Annotated in this window: 16 protein-coding genes and 1 pseudogene; 11 read left to right on the forward strand and 6 right to left on the reverse strand. The window is 58.7% G+C overall.

Annotated features, from left to right (window positions below; translation table 11 throughout):
* Nucleotides 1-6: 6 nt before the first annotated feature.
* Together BVL55_RS09695 and BVL55_RS09700 are read right to left on the reverse strand one after the other, a co-directional pair.
* Nucleotides 7-1,359 (reverse strand): arylsulfatase, encoded by a 1,353-nt coding sequence (locus BVL55_RS09695; RefSeq protein WP_205410780.1) that lies wholly within the window; start codon nucleotides 1,357-1,359, stop codon nucleotides 7-9.
* Between the two features lie 146 nt (nucleotides 1,360-1,505).
* Complete coding sequence (locus tag BVL55_RS09700) at nucleotides 1,506-1,820, reverse strand: hypothetical protein (protein WP_075996720.1); 315 nt, start codon at nucleotides 1,818-1,820, stop codon at nucleotides 1,506-1,508.
* 302 nt (nucleotides 1,821-2,122) lie between these two features.
* On the opposite strand from BVL55_RS09700, the gene BVL55_RS09710 reads away from it, so the two are divergent.
* Together BVL55_RS09710 and BVL55_RS09715 are read left to right on the forward strand one after the other, a co-directional pair.
* Nucleotides 2,123-2,947 (forward strand): enoyl-CoA hydratase, encoded by an 825-nt coding sequence (locus BVL55_RS09710; RefSeq protein WP_075996722.1) that lies wholly within the window; start codon nucleotides 2,123-2,125, stop codon nucleotides 2,945-2,947.
* 311 nt (nucleotides 2,948-3,258) lie between these two features.
* Nucleotides 3,259-5,687, forward strand: a pseudogene (locus BVL55_RS09715) (GcvT family protein).
* A gap of 335 nt (nucleotides 5,688-6,022) precedes the next feature.
* Here BVL55_RS09715 and BVL55_RS09720 read toward each other — a convergent pair.
* Together BVL55_RS09720 and glpK are read right to left on the reverse strand one after the other, a co-directional pair.
* Nucleotides 6,023-7,282 carry a cysteine desulfurase-like protein gene (locus BVL55_RS09720; RefSeq protein WP_075996723.1) on the reverse strand — a complete coding sequence of 420 codons (1,260 nt, stop codon included), beginning with the start codon at nucleotides 7,280-7,282 and terminating at the stop codon, nucleotides 6,023-6,025.
* A 74-nt stretch (nucleotides 7,283-7,356) separates the two neighbouring features.
* Complete coding sequence (gene glpK / locus BVL55_RS09725) at nucleotides 7,357-8,853, reverse strand: glycerol kinase GlpK (protein ID WP_075996724.1); 1,497 nt, start codon at nucleotides 8,851-8,853, stop codon at nucleotides 7,357-7,359.
* 188 nt (nucleotides 8,854-9,041) lie between these two features.
* Between glpK and BVL55_RS09730 the strand changes: the two genes are divergently transcribed.
* Complete coding sequence (locus BVL55_RS09730; RefSeq protein ID WP_075996725.1) at nucleotides 9,042-10,046, forward strand: Ldh family oxidoreductase; 1,005 nt, start codon at nucleotides 9,042-9,044, stop codon at nucleotides 10,044-10,046.
* 12 nt (nucleotides 10,047-10,058) lie between these two features.
* Here BVL55_RS09730 and BVL55_RS09735 read toward each other — a convergent pair whose 3' ends face one another.
* A complete protein-coding gene (locus BVL55_RS09735) occupies nucleotides 10,059-11,261 on the reverse strand; it encodes an acetate/propionate family kinase (protein ID WP_075996726.1) in 1,203 nt (400 codons plus the stop codon).
* Between the two features lie 187 nt (nucleotides 11,262-11,448).
* On the opposite strand from BVL55_RS09735, the gene pdxR reads away from it, so the two are divergent.
* The 5 genes from pdxR (at nucleotide 11,449) to BVL55_RS09760 (ending at nucleotide 17,818) form a co-directional block, all read left to right on the forward strand.
* Nucleotides 11,449-12,954, forward strand: a complete 1,506-nt coding sequence (gene pdxR / locus BVL55_RS09740; protein ID WP_075996727.1) for a MocR-like pyridoxine biosynthesis transcription factor PdxR — start codon at nucleotides 11,449-11,451, stop codon at nucleotides 12,952-12,954.
* A gap of 200 nt (nucleotides 12,955-13,154) precedes the next feature.
* A complete protein-coding gene (gene xsc, locus BVL55_RS09745) occupies nucleotides 13,155-14,936 on the forward strand; it encodes a sulfoacetaldehyde acetyltransferase (protein WP_075996728.1) in 1,782 nt (593 codons plus the stop codon).
* A gap of 38 nt (nucleotides 14,937-14,974) precedes the next feature.
* Nucleotides 14,975-15,733: a sulfite exporter TauE/SafE family protein gene (locus BVL55_RS09750; protein WP_244530643.1), complete on the forward strand. Its 759-nt coding sequence runs from the start codon at nucleotides 14,975-14,977 to the stop codon at nucleotides 15,731-15,733.
* An 84-nt stretch (nucleotides 15,734-15,817) separates the two neighbouring features.
* A complete protein-coding gene (locus BVL55_RS09755) occupies nucleotides 15,818-17,026 on the forward strand; it encodes a pyridoxal phosphate-dependent aminotransferase (RefSeq protein ID WP_075996729.1) in 1,209 nt (402 codons plus the stop codon).
* A gap of 3 nt (nucleotides 17,027-17,029) precedes the next feature.
* A complete protein-coding gene (locus tag BVL55_RS09760) occupies nucleotides 17,030-17,818 on the forward strand; it encodes an enoyl-CoA hydratase/isomerase family protein (protein WP_075996730.1) in 789 nt (262 codons plus the stop codon).
* Nucleotides 17,819-17,850: 32 nt separating this feature from the next.
* On the opposite strand, the gene BVL55_RS09765 is transcribed toward BVL55_RS09760, so the two are convergent.
* On the reverse strand, nucleotides 17,851-18,078 hold the full coding sequence (locus tag BVL55_RS09765; protein WP_075996731.1) for a hypothetical protein: 228 nt from the start codon (nucleotides 18,076-18,078) through the stop codon (nucleotides 17,851-17,853).
* 229 nt (nucleotides 18,079-18,307) lie between these two features.
* Between BVL55_RS09765 and betC the strand changes: the two genes are divergently transcribed.
* The 3 genes from betC to BVL55_RS09780 all read left to right on the forward strand — a co-directional run bounded on the left by betC (nucleotide 18,308) and on the right by BVL55_RS09780 (nucleotide 22,157).
* Complete coding sequence (gene betC, locus BVL55_RS09775; protein WP_075996733.1) at nucleotides 18,308-19,834, forward strand: choline-sulfatase; 1,527 nt, start codon at nucleotides 18,308-18,310, stop codon at nucleotides 19,832-19,834.
* Nucleotides 19,835-19,883: 49 nt separating this feature from the next.
* Nucleotides 19,884-20,015: a M81 family metallopeptidase gene (locus BVL55_RS16530; protein ID WP_156892500.1), complete on the forward strand. Its 132-nt coding sequence runs from the start codon at nucleotides 19,884-19,886 to the stop codon at nucleotides 20,013-20,015.
* A gap of 351 nt (nucleotides 20,016-20,366) precedes the next feature.
* Nucleotides 20,367-22,157, forward strand: coding sequence for an autotransporter outer membrane beta-barrel domain-containing protein (locus tag BVL55_RS09780; RefSeq protein ID WP_156892501.1), 1,791 nt, complete (start codon nucleotides 20,367-20,369; stop codon nucleotides 22,155-22,157).
* The last annotated feature ends 83 nt before the right edge of the window (nucleotides 22,158-22,240 follow it).

Genomic DNA, 22,240 nt, shown 5'->3' on the forward strand with positions numbered 1-22,240 from the left:
GCGGACTTAATCGTTACCGTTCAGTCCCGGCGGGCCATCGGCGCCCGGCCTGGTATTGGGATAGCGCTCCATGCTCTCCTTGAAATCGGCCACCAGCCGCGAAATCGGTGTCCATACCCAGGCTTGTACCGTGGCGATGTCGTGCTCTTCCTTCGGGTCGATGGTGATGTTGAACAGATAGGGCGATTCAAGCTTGCCCTTGCCCCCATTGACCTCCGGCTCCCAGTAATAATGCATCTTCCAGTCGCGCCATTTAACAGCGCGCAGGTCCTCCTTGATGTAGAAAGGAAACCCTTCGCGCAGGGACTTTTCACTCTGGCCGGTGAAGAAGGGCAACTGATCAATCCCGTCAACCGGCCGGTCATCGGGCAATCCTGCCCCGCCAAGCTTTGCCAGCGTTGCAAAAAAATCCGTCACATGAACCATCTCGTTGCTGGTTTTTTCAGCAGCGATTCTTCCCGGCCATCGCAAAATGCAGGGAACACGCAAACTGCCCTCCATGGCGGTGTGGTAGGTTCCGCGCCAGGGCCCTGCCGTGCCGCGCCAGGGATTGCGGAATTCCGGCCCGTTGTCCGAACAGAAAACCACCAGGGTCGATTCCCGCAACCCAAGGCGGTCGATTTCCTCCAGCACCTCACCGACCCGATGGTCCATCTCCATCATGCAGTCCGCATTGCCGCCATAACCGCTGCGGCCCTCAAAATCAGGATGCGGCAGGGTGGGATAGTGCAGGTTGACGATCGGCATGAACAGGAAGAACGGCGATGTGCCGCTGCCGGCACGTTGCAGAAAATCCTTGCTGCGGCGGACCAGTTCCGCATCGATCATGCGCCGCGCCGTTTCGTCATAGGCGCCTGTCTCCCGCGCCGCCTCGCCGGCCTTTCCCTCCATGATCTGGGGTATTCCCGCAACGTCCTCATCATAGCCAATGCCGCTTTGGTAAAGCACTTCGTCTGTTGTGCGCGGAATGCCGTACCACTCATCGAAACCGCGGTCGTTTGGAAAACGCCCCGGCCGGTCGCCAAGATGCCATTTGCCGAACATCGCGGTGGCATACCCGGCATCCTTCAGCAGCTGCGGCAAAGTGATTTCCCACGGTGAGATGCCCTGCGGCAGACCGGGCGCGACCGATTGCAGCGCGCCGGTGCGGATCGGATGGCGGCCGGTCATCAGCGCCGAGCGGGTGGGAACGCAGTCGCTTTCCACATTGAAGTTGTGCAGCAGCAGGCCTTCCCTCGCAAAAGCATCGATCCGCGGCGTGGGCGCACCGCGCAGAGCACCGCCGCCATAACAGCCAAGCTCCCCCCAGCCGAGATTGTCCGCCATGATGAGCACGATGTTCGGTTGTGTTTCAGCCACCACGTTTCTCCGCCTGCCTGCTTACCTGTTTGCCTGCTTACCTGTTTGCCTGCCTACCTGTTTGTGTGCCTGCCCTGCAGCCTGACACAAAAAGGCCCGCGGCTGAAACCGCGGGCCTAATTAAAACTGCCGTGTACGGCCTTGGATTACTGGCTGCTCTGCTGAGCTGCTTCCAGTTCCTGAATGCGGGCTTCCAGATCGGATACCTTGCTCATCGATTCTTCAGCCTGCTGCTTTGCAGCCGCCAGTTCATCCTCAAGCGTCTTGATGGTGGTGGCAGACTCTTCCTTGGAAGCCGTCAGTTCGCCCATGGTTTCTTCTGCCTTCTGTTTCGCAGATTCCATGGACTGTTTGGCGGCATCAAGCGCACCCTGCAGCGTGGTAACGTCGTTCTGGGCATAAAAGTAGCCGCCCGCTGCACCGATGACGAGGGCAACGATTGCTGTGATAACGGTTTTCATGGTTTCACTCCTGTTGATTCTGTCCACCCTGCTGAGTTTGCCCCGCGCGCCGGATTATTGTTTCAATACACACCGGTGGCAGAAAAGGACTCAGCACCATGGTTTCATGTGCCGCATAAAGAAATTTTCTGCAGCGGCAAAGCTTTTATTTCGCCTCAATTGGCACAAATGGCGGTTTTCAGCAACGTTGCTTGAACTTTCCCACCGATGCCCGATTGCCGAATATCGCAACACAATTGCTTGACCGGACGGCTGGCCAATGAAACCCTGAGGCAACCAACCAGCGCTGCACGGAGGGTTTCATGGCGCAAATCGTATCCTTGACGGGCGAGGCTTCACAATCAGGCCCGCTGAAAACCCAGCTCGATGGCAAGGTGCTGACGATTACGCTCGCCAATCCGCCTGCCCATGCCCTGTCGCTTGAAATGATCGGACTTCTGCACGGGGCGCTGCTTGATGCCCGCGACAATCCCAAGGTCGCCGTCATCGTGATTGCGTCAAGCGGCAAGGTCTTCTGTGCCGGCCATGATCTTAAACAGATGCGCGGCTACCGGGAGGGTGCTGATGGCGGCGCAAGAGCGCTTGAGACGCTGTTTGCCGCCTGTTCGGAAATGATGAAGGCAATCCCCCGCCTGCCGAAAACCGTCATCGCCAAGGTGGACGGCATCGCCACCGCCGCCGGCTGTCAGCTTGTTGCTGCCTGTGATCTTGCCTTTGCTTCTGAGGATGCCCAATTCGGCACGCCGGGCGTCAGCATTGGCGGCTTTTGCGCCACTCCCATGGTGGCCCTGTCGCGCAACCTTTCCCGCAAACATGCCATGGAGATGCTGCTGACCGGCGACATGGTCGACGCAAAAACCGCCATGCGCATGGGCCTCGTCAACAAGATCGTGCCGCGTGACTATCTCGATCAGGTGGTCGCCAAGATGGCTGAACGCATCGCCTCAAAATCGGCGATGGCAATCGCCAGGGGAAAGCGCGCCTTCTACGAGCAGGCCGACATGCGTCTTTCCGAAGCCTATGACTATGCCAACCGCGTCATGGTCGAGAGCTTCACCACGGCCGATTCCGATGAGGGACTGGACGCGTTCATCGGCAAGCGCAAGCCCGAGTGGAAAGGTGAATAACACGAGCCCTGCTTCCAGGCTGTATCGACATTTGGGCTTCGCACGCGGCGCGAGACGGATTTCGTCTCTGGCAAGGCGAAAAATCCACCGCGTTCTGCAAGAATAGGGGGAAAATCGCCCACTTCAGGGTCGCGGAACCTCGAAAGGATAGCGACCTGTCATCGGTCCCGCTCCTGGAATTGAACGATTTTCCCCAATACCGCGCTCCAAATCCTGAATGTCGATACAGCCTGGGGTGTTTTACCGCTGGTGCAACTTCGTCATTGACGGGTCTGTACACCTCTGTTCAATAACCGGACGGAGGTGCATTCATGAAATCCCATACACGTGTTGCGGTGATCGGCGGCGGGGTCGTCGGCTGCTCGGTGCTCTACCATCTTACCAAGCTCGGCTGGAACGACATCATGCTCATAGAGCGCTCGGAACTGACTTCCGGCTCCACCTGGCATGCTGCGGGCGGTTTTCACACGCTCAATGCGGATACCAACATGGCCGCCCTTCAGGGTTACACGATCCGCCTGTACCGGGAACTGGAGGAGATTACCGGCCAGTCCTGCGGCCTGCATCATGTCGGCGGCATCACCCTTGCCGGCGACCGCGACCGCATGGACTATCTCGTCGCCGAACACGCCAAGCACAAATATATGGGGCTTGATACCCGTATCGTGGGACCGGACGAAATCCGCGAACTTTCGCCAATCACCGACACCGGCGGCGTCATTGGCGGCCTTTACGATCCCCTTGACGGTCACCTTGATCCTTCCGGCACCACCCATGCCTATGCCCGGGCGGCACGCATGGCAGGGGCGGAAATCGTGCTGCGCAATCCTGTGAAGGAACTGAACCACCGCGCGGACGGCAGCTGGGATGTGGTCACGGAACAGGGAGCTGTCCACGCAGAACACGTGGTCAATGCCGCCGGTCTTTGGGCGCGCGAAGTGGGCGAACTGGCAGGCGTCTATTTCCCGCTCCATCCCATGGAGCATCAATACCTAATTACCGAGGAAACGCCGGAAGTCTATGAGCGCGAAAGCGAACTGCCGCACGTAATGGACCCCGAAGGCGAAAGCTATCTGCGCCAGGAAGGCCGTGGCATCTGCATCGGCTTTTACGAGCAGCAATGTGATCCCTGGGCAGTGGGCGGGACGCCTGCCGAGTTCGGCCATGAACTGCTGAACGACAATCTGGAACGCATCGGCGACTCGCTCGAATTTGCCTTCAAGCGGTTTCCGGTGCTCGAGCGCGCCGGCATCAAGCGCGTCATCAACGGCCCCTTTACCTTTGCCCCCGACGGCAACCCCCTGGTCGGCCCCGTGCCCGGCAAAAAGAACTTCTGGTCGGCCTGTGCCGTCATGGCAGGCTTTTCCCAGGGCGGCGGTGTCGGCCTGACCCTGGCCGAATGGATGGTCGAGGGCGAACCTTCCCGCGATGTATTTGCCATGGATGTCGCCCGTTTCGGCGAATGGATCACCCCGGTTACACGCGCCCCAAGGTGAAGGAGAACTACCAGCGCCGCTTCTCCGTTTCCTATCCCAATGAGGAACTGCCCGCTGCAAGACCCCACCAGACCACCCCCGCCTACCCGCTCTGGCGGGATCGGCGCGCCGTCTTCGGCGCCCAATACGGCATGGAGGTCGTCAACTACTTTGCCCGTGAAGACGAACCACTGGAGGAAACCCCAACCTTCCGCCGCTCAAATGCCTTCGCCACCGTGGCGGAAGAATGCCGCGCCGTGCGTGAAGCCGTCGGCATCAATGAAATCCACAATTTCGGCAAGTTCCAGGTCAAGGGACCCCATGCCAGAGACTGGCTCGATCGCATCATGGCAGGCCGCATTCCCAAGCCCGGCCGCCTGTCGCTTACCCCGATGCTGTCGCCCAAGGGCAAGCTGATCGGCGATTTCACCGTTTCCTGCCTGTCGCAAACACAGTTCCAGCTTACAGCCTCCTTCGGCATGCAGGCAGCGCATATGCGCTGGTTTGAAGCAAATCTCTCTGCCGATGACCGCGTGATGATCGAAAACATTTCCACCCGGCGCATCGGTTTTCAGATTGCCGGCCCAAAGGCACGCGACCTGTTGAAGGCTGTCGCCTATCCCGAAATTTCGGACATGAAATTCATGGATGTGCGCTTTTGCGATATCGGCACATCGCGCGCCATCGTCCAGCGCGTCTCCTACACCGGCGATCTGGGCTATGAAATCTATGTCCCCGCCGAAGAACAGCCGCAGCTTTTTGCCGTCCTTGAACAAGCCGGCACACCGCTCGGCATGAAGCCGTTCGGCATGCGCGCCATGATGTCGTTAAGGCTGGAAAAGGGCTTTGGTTCCTGGGCCCGGGAATTCCGCCCTGACTACGGTCCCTGCGAAACCGGCATGGACCGCTTTGTCGCCTGGAAGAAAAACACCGATTTCATAGGCCGTGCTGCAGCCGAAAAGGAACGCGCCGAAGGGCCGGCACGCAGGCTTTGCACCTTTGCCGTCGAGGCTGACCCCTCAAACATGGATCAGGGGGATGTCTGGGGCGATGAACCGGTCTTTATCGATGGCAAGGTCGTGGGCTTCGTTACCTCTGGCGGGTTTGCCCATTATTCGCAGACCTCGGTCGCCATCGGCTTTCTGCCGGTGGAACTGATCAGTGAAGGGCGCGAGGTGGAAATCGAAATCCTTGGCGAAATGCGCAAGGCCCGGCTCTATACCCAACCGCTGTTCGACCCCGATGGCGAGCGCATGCGGGGATGAAACTTGTCTTCTCTTCGCGACGCTTTACGTAAAGCAGACAGCCGGGCTTGACGTAACATCAAACACGGGTGCCATCGCCGGGCTTTGCCCTCGCCTCCTCCATCATCCTCGACCGCGTCTCCTTCGTCATCCTCGGCCTTTTCCCACGCCTCCTTCGTCATCCTCGGCCCTGAGCCGAGGATCCAGTGAATACCCCGTGATGCTGGATCGTCGGGTCAAGCCCGACGATGACGAACATCACTGGCTTCGCAGAGAAGGAAACATCACGGCACAGGTCCTCGGGACAAGCCCGAGGATGACATTCATCTAACAAGCCGCCCTTGCAGCAGCGCGCCCTACCCCTGGCGCAGCATCCTGACATTGCGCTGTACTGCTTCCACCGTCTCGGCAATCTCTTCGGCGGTGTTGTAATTGGCGATACCGATGCGAACGACACCTTGGTCCGGATCGATACCAAGCTGATGCACCACTTCCCAGGCATAGTTGTGCCCGGCCCAGCAGAAGATGCCCTCTTCGTTGAGGCGGTTGACCAGTTCCTGCGGTGAGATATCGGCAAGGGTGAAGGAAACCGTTGGCACGCGTTCTGAAAAACGGGCCTTGTCGGTGATGCCGTAAACCGTCAGGTCATCGACCTGCAAAAGCCCGTCAATCAGTTCGCCGCACAAGGCATTTTCATGCGCGATGGAGGCGCTGTAGGCTGCCGCAATCTTCTGCCGCCGCCGCCCATCTTCACCGCACTCCCCGCCCAGCCAGGCAATATAATCCACCGTCGCTTCAAGCCCCGCCACCAGTTCAATCTGCGGCGTGCCGGTCTCGAAGCGGTAAGGCAATGCGTTGTCGGAACAGCGGCACTTATAGGCATCGAGCTTTTCCAGCACCGAACGCCGCCCGTAAAGAATGCCAAGATGCGGCCCGAAGAACTTGTAGGCTGAGCAAACGAGAAAATCGCAGTCGAGCGCCCCCACATCACACAGCCCGTGCGGGGCAAACTGAACGGCATCCACATAGGTCAGGATGCCCGCTGCCTTTGCAATTGCCACCAATTCGCCCACCGCATTGGTGGCGCCGGTCAGATTGCTGGAATAGTTCAGCGCCAGGACCCTGGTGCGGTCGGTGATGGCGGCCTTGAGCACGTCTTCTTCCACCGTCCAGCTGCCGGTCGAAAAGGGTACTTTGCGGATATTAAGCCCCAGATCGTCCGCCAGTTGCAGCCAGGGCGAGACATTGCCCTCATGGTCCATCTGCGTGACGATGATTTCATCGCCCGGCTTGAGCCCGCGCCCGATCATTCGGGAAAAATGATAGGTCAGGCTGGTCATGTTCGGCCCGATGATGACTTCATCCTCATCGCATCCAAGAAAATCGGCCATGGCACCATGGCCGCGCTCGATGATGCTGCCCGCCGCCCGGGAGGTCGGAAAATCCCCGCCAAGATTGGCGTTTTTGTTGAGGATTGCGTCGCCGATCGCATCGGCAACGCTCCGGGGCACCTGGGTCCCGGCCGGATTGTCCAGATAGATGCGGCGGCTTGCCCCGTCTTTCGTTGCAAGCGAGGGAAACCGCGCCCTTACGGCCTCCAGAGGAAAAGCGGTCATGAGCGGTATCCTTGAAACGGGTTGTGGAAAGTGGGCGCGGCCAAGCCAGCGCGCAGAACATCAGCGTGAAAGCGTCAACGTGAAAGCGTCCGCGACACCGCATCCTGCCAGCCGGCCAGCTTGCGCTGGCGCTCGGCCGCCTTCATCTTTGGCTTGAAGCGGGTATCGAGCGCCCAGGTCTTTGCAAAACCCTGCTTGTCGGGCCACACACCGGCACGCGATCCCGCGAGCCATGCCGCCCCCAATGCCGTTGTCTCCAGAACCACCGGGCGGTCGACCGGAGCGTTCAGGATGTCGGCCAGAAACTGCATCGTCCAGTCTGAGGCCACCATGCCACCATCGACGCGCAACACGGTCTTGCGCGTGCCGGTCGATTTCCAGTCCTTGCGCATGGCTGTCAGCAGGTCATGGGTCTGATAGCACACCGCTTCAAGCGTTGCCTTTGCGATCTCATTGGGACCAGTGCCCCGCGTCAGCCCGAACAGGGCACCACGCGCCTCCGCATCCCAGTATGGCGCACCAAGCCCGACAAAGGCCGGCACCAGATAGACGTCCTGATTGGGATCGGCGCTTGCTGCCATCTTGCCGCTTTCGGCGGCCGCCTTCATGAATTTCAGCCCGTCGCGCAGCCACTGCACGCTGGCGCCCGCCATGAAGATCGAGCCTTCCAGCGCGTAGGTCGTCTTGCCATTGAGCCGGTAGGCAATGGTTGTCAGCAACCGGTTTTTGGAGCGCACCATGTCGCCGCCGGTATTGAGCAGGGCAAAACAGCCCGTACCATAAGTCGACTTCATCATGCCGGGGGCAAAACAGGCATTGCCGATGGTGGCAGCCTGCTGGTCGCCGGCGACGCCGAGGATCGGGATTTCCGCGCCCAGAACGGATTTTTCCGCAATGCCGAAATCATCGGCGCAATCAAGCACCTGCGGAAGGACCGCCGGCGGCACGCCCAGAAGGTCAAGCAGCCCCTTGTCCCACTTGTTCGTTTTGATGTTGAACATCAGCGTGCGGGAGGCATTGGTGGCATCGGTAACGTGCCGCTTGCCGCCGGTTAACCGCCAGATAAGGAAGCTGTCGATGGTGCCGAAGGCGATCTGGCCAGCTTCCGCTTTCTTGCGCAGCCCCTTGACCCGGTCGAGCACCCAGGCAGCCTTGGTGCCGGAAAAATACGGATCGAGCAGCAAACCCGTCTTGCGGGTAAACGCAGATTCGTGACCGGCCTTCTTCAGTTTTTCGCAGGTTTCTGCGGTGCGCCGGTCCTGCCAGACGATTGCCTTGTGAACCGGTTTGCCGGTCTTGCGGTCCCACAGAACCGTGGTCTCGCGCTGATTGGTAATGCCGATGGCGGAAATATCCGATGGCTTGATCTTCGCCTTGCGCAGTGCCTGTTTGCAGGTCGCAACCACCGTCTGCCAGATTTCGTCCGCATCATGCTCCACCCAGCCTGATTTCGGAAAATACTGGGTGAATTCCTTCTGCCCGACACCGATGATTTTCTGGTTTTTGTCGAAAACGATGGCGCGTGTGGACGTGGTGCCCTGATCGATCGCCAGAATATAGCCAGTTGCCATTTCTCCTCCCCGGATTTGCTGCCCGCCTGACAAACATGAAGCGCCCGCCCGGTCAAGCTTGCAAGCCAGCAGTACACACCACCTTGTCATGCCCATTGCCATCGCACGGGGCAACGCACTAGTCTTGCCCCGATTCTCGTGCCAATGAATGAGCCCTGACCCTAGCTGGTTATTTACTGGAGGCGTCCATGTCGGCAGACACTGTGACGATAAAACTGGACGATGTAAAAACCCTGGCCAAGGCAGCATTGCTGAATGCCGGCTGTGACAACGCCAATGCCGACGCCATCACACAGGTAGTCTGGATGGCAGAACGCGATGGCTGCTCCAGCCACGGCCTTTTCCGCATTCCCGGCTACTGCAAATCGCTCAACAGCGGCAAGGTAAACGGTGCCGCCCGGCCCATGCTGGATCGTGCTGCACCTTCTGTCCTTTGGGTTGATGGCGATGGCGGGTATGCGCCAATCGCCCATAAAACCATGCTGGAAGATTTCGCCGAGCTGGTACGGGCCCAGGGCGTGGCGCTGGCGGCCATCACCAACACCTTTCATTTTGCTGCCCTTTGGCCGGAGGTGGAGATGCTCTCCAGCCGGGGGCTGGTCGCAATGGCCTGTACCTCCTACAAGCCAACCGTTGCGCCCCATGGCGGCAGAAAGCCGCTCTACGGCACCAATCCGTTCGCCTTTTCCTGGCCCCGCCCGGACGGCGATCCGGTAACCTTCGATCAGGCAAGCGCCACCATGGCGCGGGGCGACATCCAGATTCACCAGCGTGACGGCAAGAAGGTCGGCGACGGGGTGGGCGTTGATTCAGATGGCAATCCAACCAATGATCCGGAGAAAATTCTCGAAGGCGCCCAGCTTGCCTTTGGCGGCCACAAGGGATCTTCCATCGCCATGATGGTGGAGTTGCTGGCCGGTCCCCTGCTCGGTGAAAATCTGAGCCTTGAGGCTGCTGAAACCGACCTCAACGATGGCGGGCCGGCGCGCGGCGGAGAATTCATACTCGCTTTCGATCCGGCAAAGACCCGTCAAAAAACTGAATCAGGCGGCAATGCCGAGCGGCTGTTTGCCGCCATGCTGGAACAGGAAGGCGTTCGTTTGCCAGGACAGGGCCGGGTGACCCGCCGTGCCGAGGTGGCGGAAAAAGGCGTTGTCGTTCCCCGCTCGCTGATGGAGCAGATCGAGATTTAGAGCGTATCTCGCTCAGGCCACCAGCCGCGCCGTTTCTGCGGCAATGACCTTTTCTTCATCGGTACGCACCATGTAAACAGGCAAACGGGCACCTGCCGGCGAGATCGCTAAAGGCTCACGGCCAGCCCGTGCCTGATTGGCATCGCCATCAACACCAGCGCCCAGCCAGCCGAGGCCTTCCATGATCCTGCCGCGCACCCTCGCGCTGTTTTCACCGATGCCGCCGGTGAACACAAAGCCGTCAAGCCCGCCAAGAGCCGCCACCAGCGATCCCGTCTCCCGCACGATGCGGTAACAAAACGCTTCAACGGCAAACCGCGCCGCTGCCTCATCGGAGGCCTCCAGCACCCGCATGTCGGCACTGATGCCCGAAAGACCGAGCAAGCCGCTTTCCTTTTGCAACAGGTGGCTCAGGCGCCCGGCCTCCATGCCCTGTTCTTCCAGCAGATAGACGATAACCCCCGGATCGGTAAGGCCCGGCCGGGTTCCCATGATGAGGCCGTCAAGCGGCGTAAAGCCCATTGTGGTAGCAATGGATTTTCCTTTGTGAAGCGCACAAAGGCTCGCGCCATTGCCGAGATGGGCAACGATGACCCGATCCGGCAAGCCACCGGGCAGGAAGCGTTGAAGGCTGTTGGCAACCGACTGATAGCTCAGCCCGTGAAAGCCGTACCGCCTTATCCCGGCCTCGCGCAACTCCCCTGGCAGGGCAAGCGTTGTGGCAATTTCAGGCTGCGTTGCGTGAAAAGCGGTATCGAAACAGGCAATCTGCGGCAAATCCGGCCACAGGCTGCGAACCGTTCGGATGGCCGAAAGGTTATGGGGATTGTGCAATCGCGCCAGCGGGATCAGCCGCTCGATTTCCGCTTCAACCGAAGCATCGACACGGCAGGCCGCTGAAAACGCCGATCCGCCATGCACCACCCGGTGCCCCGCTGCCATGATGGCAAAGCCGCTTTTTTCCAGTCCTTCCAGCACCCAGCAAATCGCCGCTTCGTGACTGGCGTCGCCCGCCAGTTCCCCGAAATTCTGCACTTCCTTATGCGTTTCCTGCGGCAAGTCGGCTTCAACGGCGCCGGTGCCGATGCCTGAAACCTGACCGGTCAGCAGCCTGTTTTCGGGCGCGGCAGCATCATACAGGGCAAACTTCACCGAAGACGATCCGGCGTTGATAACCAGAATTGACGGCGTTGGGGTATTTCCGGCCGCCCCCATTGCTACCTCCATGCAAAACGCTCCAAACCATGATCTGGGCTGTATCGTGTCACAAAGACAATAAACCGGCTATTGGACCAGATATGGTGCCAATTTGACCAAATCGATCCGCATGGGATAGAACCAGCGCTTTACCGCGCCGCGGCAGTTCTCGCGGTGACCGCCATGCTTCCAGAAAGGTACCGGTTTGCGCGAAACCCTTTTCCAGGTCGAACGGCAGCAGATGACCTCGCTGCAGGTACAGATTCGCGAAATGCTGGTTTCCGCCATGCTTTCAGGCCAGATGCCGGCGGGCAGCCCGATCCCCTCCACCCGTACCATGGCAAAGCGGCTGAAAGTTTCCCGCAACACCGTCATGCTGGCCTATCAGGCGCTGGCCGCCGATGGGTACCTGCAGTCGCGTGAGCGCTCCGGCTTTTATGTTTCGGAGGACGTGCGCCGCGGTGCGATGGAACGCGCCACCGCCTCTTCAGGCGGTGGCGTGGCCACCAACCACTCCACCGTCGACTGGAACAAGCGCCTGCGGCTCACCCCCGCCAGCCAGCGCAACATCACCAAGCCGGCGAACTGGCATGAATACCCCTACCCTTTCATCTACGGTCAGGCTGATGCGGCGCTGTTTCCCATCGCAGCCTGGCGCGACTGCACCCGCCAGGCAATGAACCGCAAATGGATGGATGCCTGGACATCCGACCTCTACAACGAAGACGATCCCATGCTGGTCGAGCAGATTTATCAGCGCATCCTGCCACGGCGCGGCATCATGGCCGACAAGGAGCAGATACTGGTGACGCTGGGCGCACAAAACGCCCTCTACATGGTGGCAAGCCTGCTGATAAAGCCGACCGACAAGGTTGCGGTGGAAGATCCGGGTTATCCGGACATGCGCAACATCTTTGCCATGAAGACAAAGAACATCGTTCCCGTTCCAATCGACGGGGAAGGCATCTGCATCGATGAGCACCTTAAGGGATGCAATTTCGTTTTCACAACGCCCAGCCACCAGTTCCCCACCAACATAACCATGTCGGCGGACCGCCGCCGCGAACTGCTCGCCTGGGCGGAGGAAAACGACGCGCTGATCATCGAGGATGATTACGAGTTCGAGACCAATTACAACGGCGAACCCACCCCTGCGCTGAAATCGCGCGATCGCGAGGGCCGGGTAATTTATGCCGGCAGCCTTTCAAAGTCACTGATGCCGGGCCTGCGCATGGGATTTGTCGTTGCGCCAAAGCAGCTGATCGGCGAATTGCGAGCGCTGCGGCGGCTGATGTTCCGCCATCCGCCGGGCAACAATCAGCGCGTTGTCTCGCTGTTTCTGGCGCTCGGCCATCACGATGCGCTCATCAACCGCCTGCACAAGGCCTATCAGGCCCGCTGGAAAACCATGGGCAGCGCGCTGGAAGAGTATTTTCCCGGTTGGGCCAAATGGCCGGGCTTCGGCGGCACATCCTTCTGGGTGGAAGGACCGGCGGCTCTGGATACCAACGCATTGCAGACCGCAGCCCTTGAAGACGGCATCATCATCGAACCGGGCCAGGTCTGCTGGGCGGACCCCCAGGCCGTTAAAAACGAACGTACCAACTACTTCCGGCTCGGTTTTTCCTCAATACCCGAAGAGCGCATCAGGCCGGGGCTCGAGCGCCTGCACGAACTTGCCAGCCGCCAGTTGCGCGGCCAGGGGTCGTGAACTCCCCTCAGGCCACTCAGTGCAGCTAGAGCGTGTCCGGCTATCTGACCCGCCGTCCCCGCTGGCCAGTTCGCGGAGCATGGCTTCAATCTTGGCACCATCTGGCACTAACGGAGCATATCGCTCGCCGCTATCAAAAAGGAAGGGAACACCTGCCTGCCGGATGATCTGCGCGCAGGCATGAGCGGAGAAACACTGCCATGAAAATGACCACTGAAGAAGCCTTCGTAAAAGTGCTGCAGATGCAGGGCATCGAACATGCATTCGGCATTATCGGCTCGGCCATGATGCCGATTTCCGACCTGTTTCCCCAGGCCGGCATTACCTTTTGGGACTGCGCCCATGAGTGCAATGCCGGCATGATGGCTGACGGCTTTTCACGCTCAACCGGCAAAATGTCGATGATGGTGGCCCAGAACGGCCCCGGGATCACCAACTTCGTAACCCCGGTCAAGACCGCCTACTGGAACCATACGCCCCTGCTGCTGGTCACGCCTCAGGCTGCCAACAAGACCATCGGCCAGGGCGGCTTTCAGGAAATCGAGCAGATGCGGCTGTTTGCCGACATGGTCTGCTATCAGGAAGAAGTGCGCGACCCCACCCGCATCGCCGAGGTGCTCAACAGGGTTATCGAAAAGGCCTGGCGCGGTTCGGCACCGGCCCAGATCAACGTGCCGCGCGATTACTGGACCCAAATTGTCGACATCGAGCTGCCGCAGATCGTACGGCTTGACCGGGCACCAGGCGCCGATACCGCCATCGAGGAAGCCGCCAAGCTGCTTTCTGAAGCTGAATTCCCGGTCATCCTGAATGGCGCAGGCGTGGTGCTTTCCGGTGCCATCGAAGCCTCCGCCAGGCTCGCCGAGCGGCTGTCGGCTCCGGTCTGCTGCAACTACCAGCACAACGACGCCTTTCCCGGCTCCCATCCGCTGTTCGCCGGCCCGCTTGGCTATAACGGCTCAAAGGCTGCGATGGAACTGATTTCAAGGGCCGATGTGGTGCTGGCCCTCGGCACACGGCTCAACCCCTTTTCCACCCTGCCGGGCTATGGCATCGACTACTGGCCGAAAGACGCCAAGCTGATCCAGGTCGACATCAACGGCGACCGTATTGGCCTGACCAAGAAAGTGGCTGTCGGCATACAGGCAGACGCCAACAAGGTGGCAAACCAGCTGCTTGAAAAACTCGACGGCGGCGCAGGCGACAAGGGCCGCTCGGAGCGCGAGGCGCTGATCCACCAGTCCCGCTCCTCCTGGCTGCAGCAGCTTTCCTCCATGGACCATGAGGACGATGATCCCGGCACCACGTGGAATGAGCGCGCCCGTAACGCAAAACCGGACTGGATGAGCCCGCGCATGGCATGGCGCGCCATCCAGCAGGCACTGCCCAAGGAAGCGATCATTTCATCGGACATCGGCAACAACTGCGCCATCGGCAATGCCTATCCGACCTTCGAAAAAGGCCGCAAATATCTGGCGCCCGGCCTGTTCGGCCCATGCGGCTACGGTTTTCCGGCAATTACCGGCGCCAAGATCGGCAATCCGAACGTCCCGGTCGTCGGCTTTGCGGGCGATGGGGCCTTCGGAATTTCCATGAACGAGATGACCGCCATCGGCCGCGAGGAATGGCCGCCGATCACCATGGTCGTCTTCCGCAACTACCAGTGGGGCGCGGAAAAGCGCAACACGACCCTGTGGTATGACGACAATTTCGTCGGCACCGAGCTTGATCCCGATGTTTCCTACGCAAAGATTGCCGATGCCTGCGGGCTGGTTGGGGTTCAGGTGCGCACCATGGACGAACTGACGGCAGCCCTTGAAAAAGCAGTCGAGGACCAGATGAAGAACGGCAAAACCACTTTCATCGAGGCCCTGATCAATCAGGAACTGGGCGAACCGTTCCGCCGCGATGCGATGAAGGCGCCGGTCGCCGTTGCCGGCATCAATGCCAGCGACATGCAACCTCAAAAAGGCGCGCAGTGACGGCCTTGAAGGGTCGGGAATAAAAACGGTTGGCTACCGTGTTTGAAACGCTCACCAACCTGACGGATCTCGCCCCGGGCGAGCTGATGCTCTGCATCGGGGCCATTTTTCTTGCGGCCATCGTACGCGGCTTTGCCGGATTTGCGCTGTCAGCGCTGATCATGGCCTCCATCGTTACCATCATACCGCCGATACAGCTGATCCCGATCTGCTTTCTGCTTGAATCAACCGCCAGCATGATGATGTTTCGCGGCGGCAGAAAAGATGCCGATATGCGCATCGTCTGGGGGCTGGCAATCTCCGCATCCCTTGGCGCGCCCATTGGTCTTTATGCCACCACCACCCTGCCCGTCGGCACATCGAAACTGGTTGCCCTGGTACTGCTGATTACTTTGGCCACCCTGCAACTGCTCAAAGTGCGCATTGCGTTTCTGGCCACCAGACCCGGGCTCTACATCTCCGGTTTGATGGCCGGGATTGCCACGGGCCTTGCCTCGATTGGCGGCATGGTGGTCGCCCTTTATGTCCTGTCGCAAGACAAAGCGGCAAAAACCATGCGCGCCTCCCTGGTGATATACCTGTCCATCACCATGTTCACCTCGCTTGTCTACCTGCTTTACTATGGCATGCTGGACATGACCGCTGTGACTCGCGGACTGGTTTTTGTGCCTGCCGTCATCGCCGGCGTTGTCACCGGAAGCTGGTTGTTTCGCCCCGCACTGGAAAATTTCTACAAGCGCTTCTGCCTCGTGCTGCTGCTGTCGCTCGCCCTGATCAGTCTGACGCGGGCGTTGTAGCGCCGGCTTCTCCCAGCGCCCCTTGCCATTGCCATCACAGCCCTGCTAACCCTCGCTGACAACCGCCAACCGCCGGGGCCTGCCATGCCGAAATACGCTTCCCTCATCTCTCGTACCGCCAATGAAGGGTCTGCAGCCTGGGATATTCTGTTCCAGGCCTGGAAGGACAAGGCCGCGGGCGAAGATGTGATCATTCTCGCCGTCGGCGACCCCGACTTCAACACACCGCAAAAGATCATCGACAGCGCCAAACAGGCGATGGATGCAGGCCACACACACTATATCGACATTCCGGGTCTTCCTGACCTGCGCGAGGCAGTGGCCGATGAACTGATGCGCGTTTCCGGCGTTTCCACAGATGCTTACAAGGTTGGCCCGGCCAATGTGATGATCTGCCAGGGAACCCAGAACGCCCTGTTTGCCGCCTCGCTGTGTCTGCTTGAGGAAGGAGACGAGATCATCGCGCTTGAGCCGATGTATCTGACCTATCAGGCCACTTTCGAAATCAATGGCGCGAAACTGGTCCCCGTCGCCTGTCCGCGCGAAACCGGCTTCCGTCCCCAGCCCGAACTGATCGAAAAGGCGATAACGGCGAACACCCGTGCGATCCTGTTTGCCAATCCCAACAACCCGACCGGCGCCGTTTTCACCCTGGCGGAGCTGGAAGCCATCGCGGATATCGCAAAACGCCACGATCTTTGGGTCATCGCCGATGAGGTTTATGCCGGTCAGGTCTATGACGGCAAACACCATTCGATGGCCGCCCTGCCCGGCATGGCAGAACGCACCGTGACCTGCGGCAGCCTTTCAAAGGCCTTTGCCATGACCGGCTGGCGGGTCGGCTGGGTGGCTGGCTCCGAGCCGTTCATCCATCACTGTCACAATGCCGGCATTGCCATGCATTATGGTGTTTCCGCCTTTATCCAGCATGCCTCGGTGACCGCATTGCGCGACTGCCAGAAGGACGTCGAGGACATGCGCGACATCTACCGCAGGCGCTGCAACATCGTGCTCGACAAGCTTGCCGGGGCACCTGGCCTGCATCCCATTGCCCCCGAAGGCGCGATGTATGTGCTGCTGGACGTTACCGGGACCGGCTATGGCTCGGCGGAGTTCGCTGCCGAACTGTACCGGAACGAAAAGGTTGCCGTACTCGACGCCAAGCCCTTCGGCCCCTCGGCGGACGGCTGTGTGCGCATTGCATTCACCATTTCCGATGAAGACATTGCAGAGGCATGCGAGCGCATCTACCGTTTCGCCGCAAGCCGCCACAACGAACAAAAGGCGTCCTAGGGCATGAGCGACAAGCTGATCCTGATCCGTGACGAAGGCGGCGTGCGCCACCTCACCCTCAACCGGCCACAGGTCAAGAACGCCATGTCCCTGGCGCTGCTTGAAGAACTTGTCGATGCGCTGGGGGATGCCGAAAAGAGCGATGCCATCCGTATTGTCGTCGTCCGCGGGTCCGATGGAAACTTTTCAGCCGGCGCCGACATCAAGGACATGGCCAATGCCCGCAACGCCGATGACCCGGCAAAGGCAATCCACGAACTTTCCTCCGCCTTCGGTGCCATGGTGGCGCGTTTTGCAACAACGCCGAAAACCGTGATCACCGCACTGGAAGGCGCCGTGATGGGCGGCGGTTTCGGCCTGGCCTGCGCCTGCGACATCGCGATCGCCTCCCATACGGTGAAATTCGCCCTGCCGGAAGCAACCCTCGGCCTGATCCCGGCCCAGATCGCACCGGTCCTGCTGGAACGTATCGGCTATTCAGAGGCAAAGCGCCTTACCGTCACCGGCGCCAGGCTGGGCGCCGAAGAGGCCCATCGCATCGGTCTGGTCCATGCGGTCACGCAGGACATGGACGATGCGATTGCCAACGCGATTTCAGATTGTCTTCGCTGTGCGCCGCGCGCCGTGGCAGTGTCGAAAGAACTGCTGCGCGAAGCCCGCTTCGTTCAGTCCGACACGCTGGTCGAACATGCTGCAAGCCTGTTTGTGGATGCGGTTACGGGAGATGAGGGCGCCGAGGGAACGCTGGCCTTTGTGGAAAAACGCAAGGCAAAATGGATGCCCCAGGAATAGGCGGTCCTGCGGATGGAAATCCACGGGATATTCTACATTTCAACAACCCGGGCTGAACGCACGCTCAGTTGTTCCGAAACGGGGCTCAGGCACTGGCTGTCAATGTTGGGCCATACCTGATCGCGGCAATCCACATGCCCTTCCCGGCCTTCGATGACAGCGCTTGCCGACTGGATGTCGGTGCCCTTGCCATCGGCAAGCGCGGCGGCACCCGTTACGGCGGTGGCGATGGCGATGGCGGCAAACAGTGACTTCAACATGGTTTCTTCCTCTCTGTATTGAACGCATCATCGCCCAATCGGTTCCCGGTCGCTGTGCGATCCGTCACAAAGCCGTTTTCGGAACAAGAAAAGAAAAACCGGTCACAATAAACCGTTAGGAAACGCGGGCCGCTGACGGAATTGCCACTGCCGCCGCCGGAACGGCCTTTCCGTTGATCTTCTGGCAAACAAACCGCCATATCAGCGCCTGCCACCAAGGAATTCAAAAATGAAGCAAAAACCCAACATCCTGATCTTCATGGTCGATCAGTTGAACGGCACGCTGTTTCCCGATGGCCCGGCAGACTGGCTGCATGTACCAAACCTGAAAAAGCTGGCCGATCAGGCCACCCGCTTTGCCAATTGCTATACCGCAAGCCCGCTTTGCGCCCCTGGCCGTGCCTCCTTCATGTCGGGGCAATTGCCCCGCCGCACCCGTGTTTATGACAATGCGGCAGAATTTGCCTCCGACATTCCTACCTATGCCCATCACCTGCGCCGGGCCGGTTATCAGACCTGCCTTTCCGGCAAGATGCATTTCGTTGGCCCCGACCAGTTGCACGGTTTCGAGGAACGCCTGACTACCGACATTTACCCTGCCGATTTCGGCTGGACGCCGGACTACCGCAAGCCCGGCGAGCGCATCGACTGGTGGTACCACAATATGGGTTCGGTAACCGGCGCAGGCGTCGCCGAAATCTCCAACCAGATGGAATATGACGACAACGTAGCCCATGAAGCGAAGATGAAGGTTTATGACCTTGCCCGTACGTCCGGCAAACCGGACCGGCGCCCCTGGTGCCTCACCGTCTCCTTCACCCATCCCCACGACCCTTATGTGGCGCGCCGGAAATACTGGGACTTGTATGAGGATTGCGAGCACCTGCTGCCGGAAGTTCCTGCCATTCCCCTCGACGATCAGGATCCACATTCCCAGCGCATCTTCAAGGCCAATGACTGGCTCAGTTTCGACATCACCGAAGAAAACATCCGCCACTCGCGGCGTGCCTATTTTGCCAACATCTCCTATCTCGACGACAAGATCGGCGAGGTGATGGAGGCGCTGGAGACCACCGGGCAGGCCAAGGACACGATTGTCCTCTTCTGCTCTGATCATGGCGACATGCTCGGCGAGCGCGGCCTTTGGTTCAAGATGTGCTTTTACGAAGGCTCGTCGCGGGTTCCGCTGATGGTCTCAGCGCCGCAGATGAAACCAGGACTCATTGCCGAGCCGGTCTCCAACGTCGATATCCTGCCGACCCTGTGCGATCTTGCCGGCGTCGACATGAGCGAGATTGCACCCTGGACCGACGGCGAAACGCTGTTGCCGGTAGCTGCCGGCGAACCCCGCCCCCACCCGGTCATGATCGAATATGCCGCCGAAGCAAGCTACGCGCCACTCGTTTCGATGATCGACGGGCGCTACAAGTTCAACCACTGCGAACTTGACCCGCCGCAGCTTTTCGACCTGCAGGCCGACCCCCACGAGCAGGTCAATCTTGCCAAAGACCCGGACAATGGCGAACTGGTGGAAACATGGATGAAGCGCATCCGCGCCCAATGGGACATGGCGGCCTTCGACACGGAAGTGCGCGCCTCCCAGGCCCGCCGGTGGGTGGTCTATGAGGCGCTGCGAAACGGTGCCTATTACCCCTGGGACTTCCAGCCCCTCAAACAGGCTTCCGAACAGTATATGCGAAACCACATGAACCTCGATCGCCTGGAAGACGACAAGCGGTTTCCCAGGGGAGAATAGGACACTGGAGGAACAGTAAACTGGGGGAACAGGACGCAGAGAGTAAACAATGACCCGCACAGCCCGCATCGCCATTGCCGGTTTCCAGCACGAGACCAACACGTTTGCACCGATGGGGGCACCCAATGAAGGCTTCCTGTCGGCAATTGAACCCCGCCCCTTACCCCCTCAATCCCGGTGATCGAAGGAGTTTTTCAACGGAATCGGGCGATCCAAGCGCACCACGACAAACTTTATCCACCAATCTGATTTGTGTCCCTGCACTCAGGTTATCAAAAAAATACTCTCATTCGGGCTATCAAAATCCACTTCAAACTGGCGTGATATTAAAGAGACAGCCTCAGTAATAATTATCAATTTATTAACAAATAAAAGACTCTTGGAAAAACTTCCTATTTAATTACCAGATATCTGCGCTGCGCGATATTTTCCAATTCATTTGGTGGCGGAAGTATTTCCCCGAGGCTGAATGCGCGGGCGTCCTAGCGCAATTATAACGGCACCCTTGAAAGCTGTTTGGGGAATTTTTGATATGTTGGATTACAACAAGCCGTTTTTTAGAACTATTGTTATCTCGATTAGCGTAATCTGGTTCTTGTTTCATCCAACAGATGCGGCTGCTCAACAAGAAGGCGATACAACATTTTTATGCCCGGCGTCTTTTACCACAAATTACAATAATGTTACGCTAAACCAACTGCATAATGTTTCTGGTTTTCGGGGCCGCAAACATACTCAGCAATGCGTAAGTCAGTCCTCCGGAGGCGGATTGAACATGATATCATTTGGCCTGGGTGATACCACTTCAACGTTTGTATTTGGTCACAGAGGTACGGGCTACGGACGTGAGATTTGGTTTGATGTAAACTCAAATACAGCAAACATTGATGGGACTTGCGTCAATGGGAAACCGTTTACACCAGGAACACCGATCGAATTGACGGCGGGGCAGACCCACACAATCAAATTCAACACCGGCGCAACTTCATGGATTGGTACAATCGTAGTTGCAGCTGATAACACGCTGTCACTTCCAACTGGTATTGAACTCACAGCGGGAACCATTCCGGTTAATCAGTGTGCCGCTAGCTCAAGTGTGGTCTCTACGGTAAAACACACCCAGAAGATAATTTCCGAATTCATGCTGAACCGGGCCAATAACATCCTGGCTAACCAGCCAGGCATGATCGGTTATTTGAATGGAACCAACAACGAAGGTGGTGGTCCCGCCGGATTTCTAAGCCTGAATGGTAATGAGCAAGGCATGGACCTTGCTTTTTCGACCAGTCTTTCCAAACTGGAACGGGAAAAGGAAAAGTCCCTTTCTGCTCTTGTCAGTGGCCGCAGTGAAGAAACGCACAGGGATGAAGAAGCCCATACTTCCAGTCTTGCCAGCCTGTTTCCAGCCCAAAGAAACTCTGGCTCACCGACGGATTCCGATACAACGATCCCAAAAACATCATATGGCAATGAAATAGATTCTGGCGACCGTGCCTATGGAGCGGATTTAGGGGATGGAGTGGAAGATATAAGCTCCTACAATGCCATGCCTTCCAGACGTTATGACATCTGGACAGAAATCTATGGGGCAAGATCTGCGGCGGGGGATGCTGAAAGCTCCCTGTGGGTTGGATATTTGGGTGCCCATTACTTCCTTACTCCCAATCTCATAGTCGGCGGCATGATGCAATTGGACTGGGCCAGTGAGGAAAACCAGACAGCCAACTCCGAATCTGATGGTCATGGCTGGATGGCAGGACCATATGTTGCAGGCAGGTTTGTTGGGACATCGCTTTTCTATGAGGCAAAGGTCCTTTGGGGGCGCTCTGACAACAATGTATCTCCCATTGGAACGTATAAGGATGACTTTGATACCGAACGTTTCATGGCCTCCGGTAAGCTGAAAGGAACCTATATCATTGACGGTCTGACCATCAGCCCGGCTCTGAGCGTTGCCTATTGGGAGGAAACACAGAGCAGCTATACTGATAGCCTCACCCGGACGATACCAGAGCAGACGATTACCTTAGGCGAGGTGAAGTTCGGCCCTGGTTTCTCCAAAACCCTTCAACTGGGAAATGGCGCCGTCTTCTCACCTGCTTTCAGCATTGCCGGTGTATGGAATTTCGACGCTGCAAACAATAATGCCTCTCAAGCCAACACTCTGGGAGACAACGGCATGAGGGCAAGAGTGGATGCAGGTTTCTCATTCACCAACACCCTTGGCTGGACGCTAGCTGCCAATGGTTATTATGATGGGCTTGGCATTGATGACTACGAGGCCATGGGTGGCAACGTCAGGCTCTCTATCCCGCTGCAATAGGGCATAACCTTCAACGCAAGATGCCCGGGCCTCTCTTGCTGCGCGAGCGCCTGAAGATGGCCACCGGGGATACCGCGCTGATC

It is taken from the genome of Salaquimonas pukyongi, from assembly GCF_001953055.1.
Classification (GTDB): Bacteria; Pseudomonadota; Alphaproteobacteria; order Rhizobiales; family Rhizobiaceae; genus Salaquimonas; species Salaquimonas pukyongi.

Coding starts and splice junctions, on each gene's coding strand:
- BVL55_RS09730 (WP_075996725.1), top strand. CDS start 9,042: ATGTCGGCAGACACTGTGACGATAAAACTGGACGATGTAAAAACCCTG.
- BVL55_RS16530 (WP_156892500.1), top strand. CDS start 19,884: ATGACCCGCACAGCCCGCATCGCCATTGCCGGTTTCCAGCACGAGACC.
- BVL55_RS09765 (WP_075996731.1), bottom strand. CDS start 18,078: ATGTTGAAGTCACTGTTTGCCGCCATCGCCATCGCCACCGCCGTAACG.
- BVL55_RS09710 (WP_075996722.1), top strand. CDS start 2,123: ATGGCGCAAATCGTATCCTTGACGGGCGAGGCTTCACAATCAGGCCCG.
- BVL55_RS09760 (WP_075996730.1), top strand. CDS start 17,030: ATGAGCGACAAGCTGATCCTGATCCGTGACGAAGGCGGCGTGCGCCAC.
- BVL55_RS09700 (WP_075996720.1), bottom strand. CDS start 1,820: ATGAAAACCGTTATCACAGCAATCGTTGCCCTCGTCATCGGTGCAGCG.
- BVL55_RS09720 (WP_075996723.1), bottom strand. CDS start 7,282: ATGACCGCTTTTCCTCTGGAGGCCGTAAGGGCGCGGTTTCCCTCGCTT.
- xsc (WP_075996728.1), top strand. CDS start 13,155: ATGAAAATGACCACTGAAGAAGCCTTCGTAAAAGTGCTGCAGATGCAG.
- glpK (WP_075996724.1), bottom strand. CDS start 8,853: ATGGCAACTGGCTATATTCTGGCGATCGATCAGGGCACCACGTCCACA.
- BVL55_RS09735 (WP_075996726.1), bottom strand. CDS start 11,261: ATGGGGGCGGCCGGAAATACCCCAACGCCGTCAATTCTGGTTATCAAC.
- BVL55_RS09755 (WP_075996729.1), top strand. CDS start 15,818: ATGCCGAAATACGCTTCCCTCATCTCTCGTACCGCCAATGAAGGGTCT.
- BVL55_RS09780 (WP_156892501.1), top strand. CDS start 20,367: ATGTTGGATTACAACAAGCCGTTTTTTAGAACTATTGTTATCTCGATT.
- betC (WP_075996733.1), top strand. CDS start 18,308: ATGAAGCAAAAACCCAACATCCTGATCTTCATGGTCGATCAGTTGAAC.